10 protein-coding genes and 1 pseudogene are annotated in these 13,714 nt (G+C 61.3%); 4 read left to right on the top strand and 7 right to left on the bottom strand.

All coding sequences use genetic code 11. From position 1 onward, the window contains the following. Positions 1 to 172 precede the first annotated feature (172 nt). From IPK17_RS29430 to yjfF, 4 genes and pseudogenes are all read left to right on the top strand, one after another. Entirely contained in the window at positions 173 to 1,138 is a 966-nt protein-coding gene (locus tag IPK17_RS29430) for an ABC transporter substrate-binding protein (protein ID WP_502749302.1), read from the top strand. Between the two features lie 131 nt (positions 1,139 to 1,269). Next, positions 1,270 to 2,783: pseudogene (locus IPK17_RS41150) on the top strand (sugar ABC transporter ATP-binding protein). Positions 2,784 to 2,785: 2 nt separating this feature from the next. Continuing rightward, positions 2,786 to 3,844, top strand: coding sequence for an ABC transporter permease (locus IPK17_RS29415; RefSeq protein WP_343421267.1), 1,059 nt, complete (start codon positions 2,786 to 2,788; stop codon positions 3,842 to 3,844). After that, positions 3,841 to 4,854: a galactofuranose ABC transporter, permease protein YjfF gene (gene yjfF, locus IPK17_RS29410; RefSeq protein WP_343421266.1), complete on the top strand. Its 1,014-nt coding sequence runs from the start codon at positions 3,841 to 3,843 to the stop codon at positions 4,852 to 4,854. The genes IPK17_RS29415 and yjfF overlap by 4 nt, the downstream gene beginning before the upstream one ends. Before the next feature lie 232 nt (positions 4,855 to 5,086). Here yjfF and hypE read toward each other — a convergent pair whose 3' ends face one another. From hypE to IPK17_RS29375, 7 genes are all read right to left on the bottom strand, one after another. Next, positions 5,087 to 6,142 (bottom strand): hydrogenase expression/formation protein HypE, encoded by a 1,056-nt coding sequence (hypE, locus tag IPK17_RS29405; protein ID WP_343421265.1) that lies wholly within the window; start codon positions 6,140 to 6,142, stop codon positions 5,087 to 5,089. Beyond that, entirely contained in the window at positions 6,139 to 7,248 is a 1,110-nt protein-coding gene (gene hypD / locus IPK17_RS29400; protein WP_343421264.1) for a hydrogenase formation protein HypD, read from the bottom strand. Before hypD ends, hypE begins: the two co-directional genes overlap by 4 nt. A gap of 34 nt (positions 7,249 to 7,282) precedes the next feature. Then, positions 7,283 to 7,540: a HypC/HybG/HupF family hydrogenase formation chaperone gene (locus IPK17_RS29395; protein ID WP_343421263.1), complete on the bottom strand. Its 258-nt coding sequence runs from the start codon at positions 7,538 to 7,540 to the stop codon at positions 7,283 to 7,285. A gap of 185 nt (positions 7,541 to 7,725) precedes the next feature. Then, positions 7,726 to 9,522: a subtype A tannase gene (locus IPK17_RS29390; protein ID WP_343421262.1), complete on the bottom strand. Its 1,797-nt coding sequence runs from the start codon at positions 9,520 to 9,522 to the stop codon at positions 7,726 to 7,728. Positions 9,523 to 9,821: 299 nt separating this feature from the next. Continuing rightward, complete coding sequence (locus IPK17_RS29385) at positions 9,822 to 11,528, bottom strand: hypothetical protein (RefSeq protein ID WP_343421261.1); 1,707 nt, start codon at positions 11,526 to 11,528, stop codon at positions 9,822 to 9,824. Further along, positions 11,529 to 12,587 (bottom strand): carbohydrate ABC transporter permease, encoded by a 1,059-nt coding sequence (locus tag IPK17_RS29380; protein WP_343421260.1) that lies wholly within the window; start codon positions 12,585 to 12,587, stop codon positions 11,529 to 11,531. Positions 12,588 to 12,600: 13 nt separating this feature from the next. Beyond that, positions 12,601 to 13,671, bottom strand: a complete 1,071-nt coding sequence (locus IPK17_RS29375; protein WP_343421259.1) for a carbohydrate ABC transporter permease — start codon at positions 13,669 to 13,671, stop codon at positions 12,601 to 12,603. Positions 13,672 to 13,714: the final 43 nt, after the last annotated feature.

Genomic DNA, 13,714 nt, shown 5'->3' with positions numbered 1-13,714 from the left:
TTTCCTCGCCCTATTCAATCAGTATAGCGGAGGTTGCGCACCCCGTGTTCATCCTAAAGTTGAAAAATAAATCGTCTTGGCGGATGAAAGGCCATTGGCTGGAACTCGCTATAGTGGAACTATGGGTACCCAAAATGTTCTTGTCTTGGTAGGTAGCAGAGGAAAACTTCTCATGCGTTCGCACAAACTACTCTTTTCACTCGTCATGGTCTTGATGGTCATCTTCGGCGCGGTCGTCGTGAGCGCGCAAGAAGGCGGCGGCGCGGGCTTGACAATTGGTTTCTCGCAGGTCGGTTCGGAAAGCGCGTGGCGCACCTCGTTCACGCAGGCCGTGATCGCGGAAGCCGAAGCGCGGGGCATTAACCTGCTGTTCTCGGATGGCCAGCAGCGCCAGGAAAACCAGATCGCCGCGCTGCGTTCGTTCATCGCCCAGGGCGTTGACGCGATCATCCTCGCTCCCGTCGTTGAAACCGGCTGGGACGAAGTTCTGCAAGAAGCGGCTGACAACCAGATCCCCGTCGTGATCGTTGACCGCAACGTCACCGCCGACGAATCGCTGTACATCACCCGCGTGTCCTCCGACTTCGTGCACGAAGGTCGGTTGGCGGCGGCGTGGTTGGTGCAGGCGACCGCTGGTCAGTGCGACATTGTCGAACTGCAAGGCACGGTCGGTTCGAGCGCCGCGCTGGATCGTCAGCAGGGCTTCAACGAAGTGATCGCGCTGTTCCCCAACATGCAGATCGTCCAGTCGCAGTCCGGTGACTTCACCCGGACGAACGGCAAGGAAGTTATGGAAAGCTTCCTCAATGCGGTTGACCCGAGCACGATTTGCGCGGTGTGGTCGCACAACGACGACATGCTCATCGGCGCGATCGAAGCGATGAAGGAAGCCGGCATTGACCCCGGTCAGGATATCCTGACGATTTCGGTCGACGCGATCCCCGACATCTTCCAGGCGATGGTTGACGGCGACGCGAACGCCACCGTCGAACTCAGCCCGAACATGGGCGGCCCGGCCTTCGACGCGATTGTGTCGTACCTCGCTGGCGAAGAACTGCCGCGCTGGATCCCGGTCGCGGGCGGCATCTACTTCCCGGACACGGCGGCGGAAGAACTGGCGGCGCGTTCAGGTTCGTAGTTCCTAAGCGTATTTCCTCCAACTCTCGGATGAAAGCGGACGCGGTTTGCCTCGCCAGCCACGGGCGGGGCAAGCCGCGCTCCTACATCCGGAGGATAACGCCCGGTATCGTCAAGCGAAGGAGCAGCACGTTGAGCAGTCACCAAGTAGATTCCACCCCTTTATTGCAGACCCAGCAGCTCACAAAAATCTTTGGGAATGTTCGGGCGTTGTCCAACGTCGATTTCAACCTGTACGCGGGCGAAGTTCACGCGGTGCTCGGCGAAAACGGCGCGGGTAAGTCCACGCTGATCAAGCTGATCACGGGCGTACACCGCAAAGACGCGGGCACGATCATGCTGGCGGGCAAGTCGATTGAACCGCAAAGCCCGCATGACGCGCAAAGTCTCGGCATCAGCGCTGTGTATCAGGAGATCAACCTCGTCCCGACGCTGTCCGTCGCGGAAAACATCTACCTCGGTCGCCAGCCGATGCGCTTCGGCTTTGTCGATATGCGCCGCGTCAACACGCAGGCGCAAGCCCTCCTGAAAAAGTACAATCTCGACATCGATGTGACACGCACGCTCTCGACCTATTCCGTCGCCATTCAGCAGATCGTCGCCATTGCGCGCGGTGTCGATATGTCCGCGAAAGTCCTCATCCTCGACGAGCCGACCGCCAGCCTCGACGCGCGGAAGTGCAAATGCTGTTTGAAGTCATGCGGTCGCTGACGGCGCAGGGCATTGCCATCATTCTGATCACGCATTTCCTCGATCAGGTGTACCAGATTGCGGATCGCATCACGGTGCTGCGCAACGGCGAGAAGGTCGGCGAACACCTGACGCGCGATTTACCCAAGCGCCAGCTCGTCTCACTGATGCTGGGGCGCGACTTCGAAGAGATCGCCGCCACCGGGGAAAAACCCGCCGCGCCCGCGGGCAGCGCGCCGTTTGTGCAGGCGCAGGGGTTGGCGCGCAAGGGCCTGCTTCAACCGTTTGACCTCAACATCGCGAAAGGCGAAGTGGTCGGCTTGGCGGGGCTGCTCGGTTCGGGGCGCACGGAAGCCGCGCTGCTGCTGTTCGGCATTGAACACAGCGACGCGGGCGAACTGGTGGTCAACGGGCAGAAGGTCGCGCTCAGGTCACCGCGCGACGCGATCCGGCATGGCTTCGCGTTGTGCCCGGAAGATCGCAAGGTCGAAGGCATCATCCCGGAATTGAGCGTGCGCGAAAACATCATCCTCGCGCTGCAAGCCAAGCAGGGCTGGTTCAAGTTCCTGCCCTATGCCAAACAGGAACAGATCGCGCAGGAGATGATCGCCGCGCTGCACATCGTCACGCCGGATTCCAACAAGCCGGTGAGCCAGCTTTCCGGCGGTAACCAGCAAAAAGTGATCCTCGCGCGCTGGCTGGCGGCTCAGCCCGAATTTCTCATCCTCGACGAGCCGACGCGCGGCATTGACGTCGGCGCGCATGCCGAAATCATCAACATCATCAAGCGGCTGTGCAGCGAAGGGCTGGCGCTGCTGGTCATCTCGTCGGAACTCTCCGAGGTCGTGGATTACAGCAATCGCATCGTCGTGCTGCGCGACCGCCGGAAATTGACCGAACTCACGGGCGACGACGTCAACGAAACAACCGTGATGCACGCGATTGCGGAAAAATAACCATGGTCAACACGAAAACACCTGAAGTTGCTCAGCCCGCGGCGAACCGCGTCAACTGGCGGCGCACGCTGCAAGGCACCCGCAAGCTGTGGTTTCCGCTGGCAGCCTTTATTCTGATCTTGATCGGCAACGGCCTGATTTCGCCGAATTTCTTCGCGATTCGTATGGTCGAAGGCCGCATGCTCGGCAGTCTGGTCGACATCTTCAACCGCGGCGCGCCGACCGTGATCCTCGCGCTGGGCATGACACTGGTCATCGCCACCAAAGGCATTGACCTCTCGGTCGGCGCGGTGATCGCCATTTGCGGTGCGGTCGCCGCCGTGCTGATTGACACGACCGAACTGTCGCCATTTGTCGTCATCGCCATCAGTTTGGGGGCGGGGGTGCTGTGTGGCCTGTGGAACGGCGTGCTCGTCGCCGTGTTCGACATTCAGCCGTTCATCGCCACGCTGATCCTCATGGTGGTCGGGCGCGGGATTGCGCAGTTGATCACCGAAGGGCAGATTGCCATCTTCAACAACCCGACGCTGGAATTCGTCGGCAAAGGCGTGGTCGCTGGCCTGCCGTTCCCCATTCTGCTGTCGGCGTTCGTCTTCATCATCCTCTTTCTGTTCGTGCGCCGAACGGCGATTGGCCTGCTGCTCGAAGCGGTCGGCTCGAATGACCGCGCTAGCTACTACACGGGCATCGACGCACGCTCGATCAAGCTGCTGGCCTATGTGATTTCGGGGCTGTGCGCTGCCATCGCCGGGCTGATCATCACGGCGGACATCAAAGGCGCGGACGCCAACAACGCTGGGCTGTGGCTGGAACTCGACGCGGTGCTCGCGGTCGTCATCGGCGGGACGCTGCTGACGGGCGGGCGCTTCTACCTCGGCCTGAGCGTGATCGGCGCGCTCATCATCCAGAGCATTCAAACGGGGATCTTCGTGAGCGGTCTGCCGCCGACCTTCAATCTGATCGTGCAGGCGGTCGTCATCCTGACGATTCTCTTCATCCAGTCCGAAGAATTCCGCCGTCCGTTTGCCCGACTGTTTCAGCGAGTGAGGAAATCAGCATGAGATCGCGCATTTTTCCGCTCATCGCGACATTTGTCGTCTTTGCGGTGCTGTACCTGATCGGCTGGCAGCGCTTTCCCGCCTTCGGCACGACGCGCGTGATCGCCAACTTCCTGACCGACAAATCGTTCTTGGGGATCGCGGCGGTCGGCATGACCTTCGTGATCATCTCCGGCGGCATCGATCTGTCGGTGGGCTCGGTGGTCGCCTTCACGGGTGTGTTCTGCGCGCTGGCGATTGGCGAACTCGGTATGCACCCCCTGACCGCGTTTGGCATAGCGTTGGTGATCGGCGCGGCGTTTGGCGCGGCGATGGGCGCAGCCATCCACTACTTCAAGATTCCGCCGTTCATCGTCACCTTAGCCGGGATGTTTTTAGCCCGCGGTGGGGCGTTCGTGCTCTCGCAGGAATCGATTCCGATTGAGCACCCGTTTTTCACCGATGTGTCGAACCTGTACTACGTCTTCCCGGATCGCGGTCGCCTGAGCACCATCGCGGTGCTGTTCGTGCTCGTGCTGGTCGGAGGGATCATCCTCGCGCAGTTCACCCGCTTCGGGCGCAATGTGTACGCGCTCGGCGGCAATTCGACGGCGGCGCTGCTGCTCGGCGTACCCGTTAGCCGCACGACGATTCTCGTCTACACGTTGAGCAGCGTACTGGCGACGCTCTCCGGCATCGTCTACGTGTTATACACACGTTCCGGTTATCCACGAGCGGCAATTGGTCTCGAACTGGACGCGATTGCGGCGGTCGTCATCGGCGGGACGCTGCTCACGGGCGGCGTTGGCTATGTGGCGGGGACGTTCCTCGGCGTGGCGATTCAAGGCGTGATTCAAACCTACATCAACTTTGACGGCACGCTCAACAGTTGGTGGACGAAGATCGTCATCGGCCTGCTGTTGTTATTCTTCATCGCGCTGCAAAAGTTCCTGACGAGCTATCGCGGGACGTTCCCGTGGCGGCGGAGGCGGTCAACCAACGCGCTCGCCGGGGATGGCAGCGCTCCAGCGTAATACAAGCGCCGCCCTCTACTCAGAGTGCGGCGCGATCCAGAGTGTAGGTAAAAAGCGCACAGTTCTCTTGATTTTTGTAGGGACAAGGCATGCCTTGTCCTCTGTATCCTTTTCTAGAAATTAGGACGAGGCATGCCTCGTCCCTACAGATTAACATCCTCGTCATTGCGTCCGCTGTACGGTTTCATAGGACGATTTCGGACACCATCAAGCCGGGTGCTGCTGTTCCGCCTCAGCAGATGCGCGGGAGCTGTTCGCCGATTTGCATGGAGACGACGCGCGTGCCGCCGATGCCGGTCTTCGACACGACCATGCCCGGATGGTCGGCGACGACCTGCCCGATGCGGGCAGCGTCCTTGCCGTAGGGATGCTGGCGCATGGCGTCGAGCATGGCGTCGGCGTGTTCGGGCGGCACGATGGCGATCAGTTTGCCCTCGTTCGCCACGTAGACCGGATCCATGCCGAGCAGTTCACACGCGGCGCTGACTTCGGGACGCACGGGCAGCCGCTGATCCTCCAGCAGTACACCCACCCCCGCCGCGCGGGCAATTTCATTGAGCGATGAGGCCAAGCCCCCGCGTGTCGGATCACGCAGGACGTGAATCTCCGGCGTGACGGCCAGCATGGCCGCGACCAGGCCGTTGAGCGGCGCAGAATCGCTCTGGATCAGCGTCTCAAACTCCAAGCCTTCGCGCACACTCATGATGGCCATGCCGTGATCGCCAAGCGTGCCGCTGACCAGCACTACATCGCCGGGGCGCGCGTTTTGCGGCGCGATGTGCACGCCCTCGGGGATCAGCCCGATGCCGCTGGTGTTGATGTAGACGCCGTCGCCGTGACCTTTGTCTACGACTTTGGTATCCCCGGTCACCACCTGCACGCCGGCCGCGCGCGCCGCCGCGCCCAGGCGCTCGACAAGTGCGCCGAGCATGGACATGGGCAATCCCTCTTCAATGATCAGCCCCACGCTGAGGAACAGCGGGCGCGCGCCGAGCATCGATAAATCGTTCACCGTGCCGTTGATCGCGAGGTCGGCGATACTGCCGCCGGGGAAGAACAGCGGGCGCACGACGTACGAATCGGTCGAGAAGGCGAGCCGTGCTCCGCCGATCGTCAGCGCTGCGCCATCCGCCAGCGAGGCCAACGCATCATTCTGGAAGGCGGGCAAATACAGGTGCTCAACCAGATCGCCCGAGAGTTTGCCCCCGCCACCATGCCCGAGCACGATCTGCGGGTAGTCACGCAGCGGCATGGGGCATACCCACCCGCTGATATCGATATCGCTCATGATGGGATGCTCTCAACTGAGATGAATCGTCCGTAGTTGTAGTACGCGGCGCACGCGCCTTCGCTCGACACCATCGTCGCACCGAGCGGTTTGCGCGGGGTGCACTCCTTGCCAAAGGCCGGGCACTGATTCGGCTTGATCAACCCCTGCAAGACCTGACCGCTCTGGCACAGCGGCGATTCCTGTGTATGTACGTTTTCCACCTGAAAGCGCACTGCTGCGTCGAATTCGCGGTAGGTGGCGTTCAACTGCCAACCGCTCTGCGGGATGAGCCCGATGCCGCGCCATTGGCGGTCGCACACTTCGAACACCTCGGCGAGGATGCGCTGCGCCGTGACATTGCCTTCGCGCTGGACGGCGCGCGCATAGCCGTTCTCGACGTCCGCGCGCCCCGCTTCCAATTGGAGGATGACGCGGTGAATGCCCACCAGCACGTCGAGCGGCTCGAATCCGGTCACGACAATGGGCACGTGATACTGCGCGGCGAGCGGTTCATACTGCCAGTAGCCCATCACGCTGCACACATGACCCGCGGCGAGGAAGGCCTGCACGCGGTTGGTGGGCGCGCTCATCAGCGCTTCGATGGCGGGGGGGACGAGGACATGCGACACGAGCATTGAGAAGTTGGTCAGCCCCTGTTTTTTCGCCTGTACGACGGCCATCGCATTGGCGGGCGCGGTCGTCTCAAAGCCGATACCGAAGAAGACCACCTGTTTGCTTGGGTTCTCACGCGCGATCTTGACTGCGTCCAGCGGCGAATACACGATGCGCACGTCGCCGCCCTGACTCTTGACCGTGAACAAGTCACGGTCGCTGCCGGGGACGCGCAGCATGTCGCCGAATGAGCAGAAGATCACGTCAGGCTGCGCAGCGATCGCCAGCGCTTTGTCGATGGTTTCGAGCGGCGTCACGCACACGGGGCAGCCCGGCCCGTGGATCAGCTCGATTTCTGGTGGGAGCAGTTGATCGATGCCGTTGCGGATGATCGAGTGTGTTTGCCCGCCGCACACTTCCATCATCGCCCACGGGCGGGTCACCACCGCGCGGATTTCGGCCAGCAGCTTCTGGACGAGATCGCCATCGCGAAATTCGGTTAAGTATTTCATGTCAGCCAATCACTTTGCACAGGGGTGGGCGTTGTCACGACGACTCTTCGGGCTTGAGTTCTTCTTCCAGCACACCGAGCTCCGCGAATAGCTGGAGGGTTTCCAGTGCCGACTGTTCGTCAAGGCGCGTGATGGCGAAGCCGACATGCACGATGGCATAGTCACCGACCACGGCTTCCGGTACATATTCGAGGCACACTTCTTTGACAATGCCGCCGAAGTTGATCTTGCCCATGCGCGTGCCCGCGCTGTCATAAATTTCCGTAATTTGACCGGGTACTCCGAGGCACATACACCGCTCCCCTCATCAACTGATACGTCCATTGTAAGGCGGATGCCTGTGGCTGCCCTGTGATGTCGCTCACGTTGTAGAGGCCTATTCATCACTCGTTGGCGGTCAGGCCGGAGCCTGTCAGAACGAGGAAACCGCCTCAGCCTGCCCACTCATGGCAGGCTGAGGTCGGAGATACCGCAGGATTACTGGCTGAGGATGTCGTTGACCCACGCGATGAAGTTATCGGTGCTGCTCCCGGTGCGCTCGGCCATGGTGTGACCCTGATCCCACACGGTGGTGAACTGGACATCCTCTACACCATCGTAGCTCGCCAGCGCCAGCGCGAGGTTCATTTCGACCGTTGAGGCGGTGTCACCCTGTTCGATGCCGGTGTTGATGCGCCAATATGGGGCAACCGTCGAGGTCTGGTAGCCATCGTAGTATGCCAGCAGGTAGTACATGGGGTTGTACATGTTCAGGCGGGTCTGGATGCTGTTGCCAAGACTGTCCACCGCTTGCAGATCGGTCGCATAGGCGTCGATGTAGCCCGCGTCCCAGTCGGCATAGGTGGCGTAGGTAGCTTGATTTGCCGCCAGCAAGTCGGCCAGCACGGCGTCAAAGTGCAGGGAGTCGCTGGCATCGTTGCCGAACACGTTGTTTTCGGCCTGACCGCGATTCAGATCATCGAACGCGCCGACGCTCTTGCTCGGGGTTTTGCTGCCATAGGCGACGAAATCCGCGAGGCTGGTGATGGTCGCGGTATTGCTGGCGGCGTCGTAGGTCACCCACTCCACGGCGGCGTTGAGCGAGTCGATGTAGGCCTGCGCGGTCGCATAGGTGGTGCTGGTGGTTGTCGTGCTGCCCGCTTCAGCGGTCGCCGCGGCATCCCCGGTGGGTGGTGTCATACCAGCGGGCATTTCGCCACTGGGCGGTGTGCCGCCGCGCATCCCGCCGCCGAAACCGCCTGAGCTGGGCGTGTAGGGGAAGGTTGTGTCGGCGAGGAAGTTATTGAGCGACTGTTCGACCACGCCGAGCAAGTAGTCATAATAGCTGCCCGCCGCGTAAATGCCCACTTCTGAAGCTTCCAGAGTCAGCGCGTTGCCGTCCGCGTCGGTCAGCCCCAAGGCGTTGATGTAGGCGGCGTAGGCTGCGGCGAGGTCGTCAGACAGGGCGGATGTCCACATGTCGTCGGCGCGTGTGCCCGTCGTGGCGTACTGCCCCATGTTCCATTCGTAGGCGGCATCGGCATAGTCGAGGCTGGTAATCGGACACCACGCCATTGCGCCGAGCACAGCATCACTGATGGGATTGCCGTCAGCATCGGTCATGGCCGCGCCGATGGCTTCGAGGTAGGGGGTGTAGAGTTCGCTGTCGCCGGTCGCGCCCATGACGCTGGTCTGCGCGCCGCCACCGCTCATGCCGAAGATGAAGATGCTGTCGGTGTTGCCCGGCAGTACATCCGCATTGTAGCGGTAGTAGCGCACGGCGGCTTTCAGGTCGGTCACGCCCCACGGCGCGCCGCCGCTGTAGAGTAGATTGCCGCTGGCGTCGTAGCCATTGTCACGCCCGCGCAGCCCGGCGCTGACGTAGATGAAGCCCGCCTGCATGTAGCTGGACACATCGCTGTAACTGTAGGCAGTTGGGGCAGCGGCGGCGGAATAGCCGGGGGTGTTCACTGGGAACACAACCGGGGCAGTGGCGGCTGTGTAGCCGCTGATGGTCGCGTCGGCGTTGAGCGTGGCGGTGAATGTGCCGTCGCCATTGTCGGTCGCCGTCAGGTAGTCGCCGGGGACATAGATCCCGAGAGATTCATACTCGGTCGACGCGGGGTTGCTGACATAGATGATGCCGATCTGCCAGTAGACGTTGTTTTCGGCGTCATACTGCCAAGCGGTATTGTCCAAAGCGAGTGGGTCAGTGGCCGTACTCGCTTGCGCGCTGACGCCGGATAGGGTGAGCAGCAGCATGAGACCGACACAAACGGCTAGGGCGAGCTTCATCCGGGAAGCTCCTTGGTTGAGGGACATCGTTTTCTCCTGTAGTGGTATAAAGTGGAAGTTTCGGCTGATCCAGTTCAGGTGGCTGGATCGCGGAAACGAGCAACAGGAAAAGCATAGCGCTTCGTGAGCGGGGTAACTTGAAACGTACCTCAAGTATTCTTAAATTAGGTTAAATGGGGCTGAGCGGAGGTAGCGTCCGTTGTTTGCGGTCTGCGGACGCGCGGGAAAACAAAAACGGCGGAAGTCTCCGCCGTTCGAATGGGCCTTTTACCGGATGTTGAGCCGTGTCGGTGCGCTCCTCAATCAGTCATGCGCGTTGGCATGCCATCCAGCAGACTGTACGTGCGGATGGTGAAGCGGTGATCGACGGGCGTGCGGAAAGTGAGCAGCACGCGCACGAGGTCGCCCGAGGCTTCGCTGTGGCGCATATCGCGCGCGAGGTGCGCGCCCGCCCCCGGCGTAATCTCGATCACGTCCGCACCGTAGCGCATGCGTCCCCAGCCCTGCTTGAGGAAGATCACCGATCCGGGCGCGCAGGTGACGACGGTATCTTCGGTCTCCCATAGGCCGCCGGGTGGGAAATCAAAGCTGATTTGCGCGATGACATCGTCCAGCCCGTCGAGCGTGCGATAGTGCAGGTCGAATCCGCTGTCCACCGGAGTGATTTTCAGGGCGCTTTCCGCCGGGGGAATCCATTTCTGGTCGCGGTCAACTTTGGTCGTTTCGAACGTTTCCGGCGCGACCGGGCGTCCCATCGGCAGGTGATAAGCGGGCAGCGCGGGTTTCTGCTTCCCGGAGGACGTGAGCAGGACTTCGTCCGGCGCGGTCTCCAACGAGTCGGCAATGAACAGTCCGACGCTGAAATAGGCCTGCGCGATCTTCACGGCGACGAGTTCGGCAGAGCGGTAGACGAGGTGCAGCAGGCGCGTGCGCCCGCCGAACACGCTGGCGCTCAGGTCGTCGGCACGGTAGCGCCACAGCTTGTTGGTGGGGTAGCTGTTGGCGTAGCTCGTCGGGATGGCGGGTTCAGCGGTCACGCTCGACCCGTGTTTGAGCAGCACGTAGAGCAGCCATTCGAGGTCATACATTTCGCCCGCGCGCTCGTACAGGAATGCCGCCGCATTGATGAAGTCCTGCCGACCGAGCAGCAGCCCAACATTCAGGTAATTGGCGATGAGCGGCGTCGGCACGTTGCGCTGACCGTAATCCTGCCGCACTGATAAACCCGTTTCGGCGGTGCCGTCAGCGTGCAGCAGATGCAGGTCAAAGGCGAGGTTGCGCTCGACTGCTGCCAGAACAGGCATGGTCGCGGCAGAGTCGGCGGTGTTTTCAACGTAGAACAGCAGTGACCGCGCCGTGACCGCGTCGTATACGCCGATGCTGCGTTCGAGATACGCGCCGTCTGCGTCGATATCCAACCCTTCGGCGAGATACAGGTTGATGGTGGGCGTCGTGTTCGGGTGGTTGGGCAGCACGGCTTGCGCCAACGCCAGCGCGCCGACGATCACCCAGCGGTGATTAGGCGTGTGGAAGCCGCTCTCCATGATGCCAACCGTGGCGCGCTGCGCGAACAGCGTGAGTTTGGCGACGATGTCCGCGAGTTCCGGCGTGGAGCGGGCGCGCTCGATGAAGGCGCAGATCAATTGGAGGGCGAAGGCGGTGTCGGGGCCAGATTCGTAGTTGGTGTTGCGCAGGTCGATCAAGCCGGATGGGCGCTGCACCCGCAGCAGGTAATCGACCGCGCTTTCCAGCCGTTCCAGCAGGGTAGCGAATACCGGAATTGTAGGCGCGCCGGGCAGTTTCTGAGCCTGCGCCAGCGCGAGGTAGCCCCACCGCACGATCAACCGCGTCGTACCCACATGTCCGGATTCGTCCAACCAGTGCTCCGGGCTGATGAAGGCCCCATACAGCGGATCGCCGGGAATCCGGTTCTGATAGCTGAATTCGCGGGCGGTCGTCGCTGCCATCCGTTGAAGCAGCGCGGCGGCGTCAAACGAGATGCTCATTTATTTCAATCCTGTCGTGGCAATGCCCGAAGCGATGTACTTCTGCAGGAAGGCGAAGATAAACGTGATTGGGAGCAGGCTGAGCACCGTCATCGCCAGCAGGTAACCCCACTGCACGTCAAACTGCCCCTGGAACAGATTCAGCGCCACTTGCAGCGTGAAGTTGCGGTTTTCCGTGAGCACGATCAACGGCCACAGGAAGTCGTTCCAGCGCCACATCACCGAGAAGATCGCCAGCGTGGCCAGCGCGGGCGTCGAGAGCGGCATGATGATCCGCCAGTAGATGTACCACTCAGACGCGCCATCGACGCGCGCTGCATCGACCATTTCATCGGGGATGGTCAGCATGTACTGGCGCAGCAGGAAGACGGCGGTCGGGCTGGCGATGGTGGGGATGATGACGCCGAGCAGGTTGTTGTTCCAGCCGAGCGTCGTGATCACCAGATACTTGGGCGCAAGCGTGACCGCGCCGGGCAGCAGAATCGTGATCAGGAAGATGCCGAGAATCATGCCGCGCCCGCGAAAGTTGTATTTGCTCAGGGCAAAGGCGAGCATGCTGTTCAGAATCAGCGTGAGCACGGTCGCGACGAACGTCACAACGATGCTGTTGCGGAAATAGGTCACAAAATCGAACTGTTGGAGCGGCTCGATGTAGTTTTCAATGGCTAAACGGAACTCCTGCACGACCTGCGTCGTTTCCAACCGCGCCCGAATGACTTCGCCATCGGGGTTGTTGGGGTCGATCAACTGGCGTTCAAGGCCGACACGGCGAATCTGCGCGAGGCGCTGCACCGTCCCATCGGGCAGGGTGACGTCATAGAGCGTCAGTGGCTCATCATAGCCTTCGACGACGATGGTCTGATCGGAATAGGGCAGAAATTCCGGCGGAAAGCGCGTAATGGCCGACGGCGTCTTGAATGACGACATCACCGCCCAGAGCACCGGACCCAGCATGACAATAGTGCCGATGGTCAGATAGAGGTACGACAGCATGTCGGCGGTGTGCAGTCCGTGTTTGCCGCCGCGGGTGCGGAACAGCAGGGAAGAGATAGCAGACATTTCGGCACCTCGTTTAGGTTGAATAATCGTCGCTGGCGTTGCGCGACACCCAGCGCTGGAGCAGAGTCACGGCGACCAACACGACCGCCACCAGCAGGGTCGCCGCGGTGGCCAGCCCGAAGTTACGCCCACCGGGGCCGCCGCCCGCGAAGGCGGTGTTGAAGACGTAGTGCATGATGTAGAACGTCGCCGTGCCGGGCCCGCCGTCCGTCAGCACGAAGGCATGTTCGAAGACCTGCACCGCGCCGACAAACGCCAGCAGAAACACGATATACAGCGTCGGGCGCATGAGCGGCAGCGTAATATACTGGAACTGCTGGCGGCGGGAGGCGCCGTCGATGACCGCGGCCTCGTAGAGCAGCGCGGGGATCGCCTGCAAGCCCGCGAGCAGGATCAGCGTGTAGAAGCCGAGACTTGCCCAGAGGCCGACGATGATCGTTGCGAGACGCGCCCAATCCGATTCGAATAGGAAGTTGATCGTGGGGATGCCGAGGCTGTCCAGCGCGCCATTGAGAATGCCGTTGCGCTGCAAAACCCACTTCCACAGCAGCGCGACCACGACCGACGAGAGCAGGGTTGGGTAAAAGAAAATACTGCGAAAGAACCCGCGCGCGATGATCTGGCGATTGAGAATGAGGGCGGTGATCATGGCCAGCACCAGCAGCAGCCCGACTTCGACGATCACATAGACGATGGTGTTCATCACGCCGCGCCAGAACAGATCCGCGACACAGGAGTTCGGGTCGAGGAAGTTGCCACACGTCAGCAGCGCGTTGAAGTTTTGCAGGCCAATATATGGACGGTTGGCGGGGAGCAGCGCGGTACCACCGGTCACCGCGTAGACGAAGTTCATGAAGATCGGGATGAGGGCAAAGATGATGAACAGCACTAAGTTCGGAATGACGAACAGATAGGGCATCGCCTTCGTGCCGATCAGCTTTTGCAGCGGATCGAAGATCAATCCGAGGCTGCCCATGATTAGGCGGTAGAGCAGTGAGAACAAACTGCTGAGCGGCCCGGTGATGCGTGCGCTCAACGACGGGCCCGGGGTATGCGGTGCGCTGTCTGCGGCCAGATTCATCATACAATCCTAGGTCTAAGTGCGGAGGGTGCAAGCCATAACGCTA

This window comes from Candidatus Flexifilum breve, from assembly GCF_016713355.1.
This window is presented reverse-complemented; position numbering and strand designations above follow the sequence as displayed.

Bases quoted from the DNA above. Each gene is read 5' to 3' on its own strand.
- hypD (WP_343421264.1), bottom strand. From the start codon at position 7,248: ATGAAATACTTAACCGAATTTCGCGATGGCGATCTCGTCCAGAAGCTG.
- IPK17_RS29390 (WP_343421262.1), bottom strand. From the start codon at position 9,522: ATGAAGCTCGCCCTAGCCGTTTGTGTCGGTCTCATGCTGCTGCTCACC.
- hypE (WP_343421265.1), bottom strand. From the start codon at position 6,142: ATGAGCGATATCGATATCAGCGGGTGGGTATGCCCCATGCCGCTGCGT.
- yjfF (WP_343421266.1), top strand. From the start codon at position 3,841: ATGAGATCGCGCATTTTTCCGCTCATCGCGACATTTGTCGTCTTTGCG.
- IPK17_RS29380 (WP_343421260.1), bottom strand. From the start codon at position 12,587: ATGTCTGCTATCTCTTCCCTGCTGTTCCGCACCCGCGGCGGCAAACAC.
- IPK17_RS29430 (WP_502749302.1), top strand. From the start codon at position 173: ATGCGTTCGCACAAACTACTCTTTTCACTCGTCATGGTCTTGATGGTC.
- IPK17_RS29395 (WP_343421263.1), bottom strand. From the start codon at position 7,540: ATGTGCCTCGGAGTACCCGGTCAAATTACGGAAATTTATGACAGCGCG.
- IPK17_RS29415 (WP_343421267.1), top strand. From the start codon at position 2,786: ATGGTCAACACGAAAACACCTGAAGTTGCTCAGCCCGCGGCGAACCGC.
- IPK17_RS29385 (WP_343421261.1), bottom strand. From the start codon at position 11,528: ATGAGCATCTCGTTTGACGCCGCCGCGCTGCTTCAACGGATGGCAGCG.
- IPK17_RS29375 (WP_343421259.1), bottom strand. From the start codon at position 13,671: ATGATGAATCTGGCCGCAGACAGCGCACCGCATACCCCGGGCCCGTCG.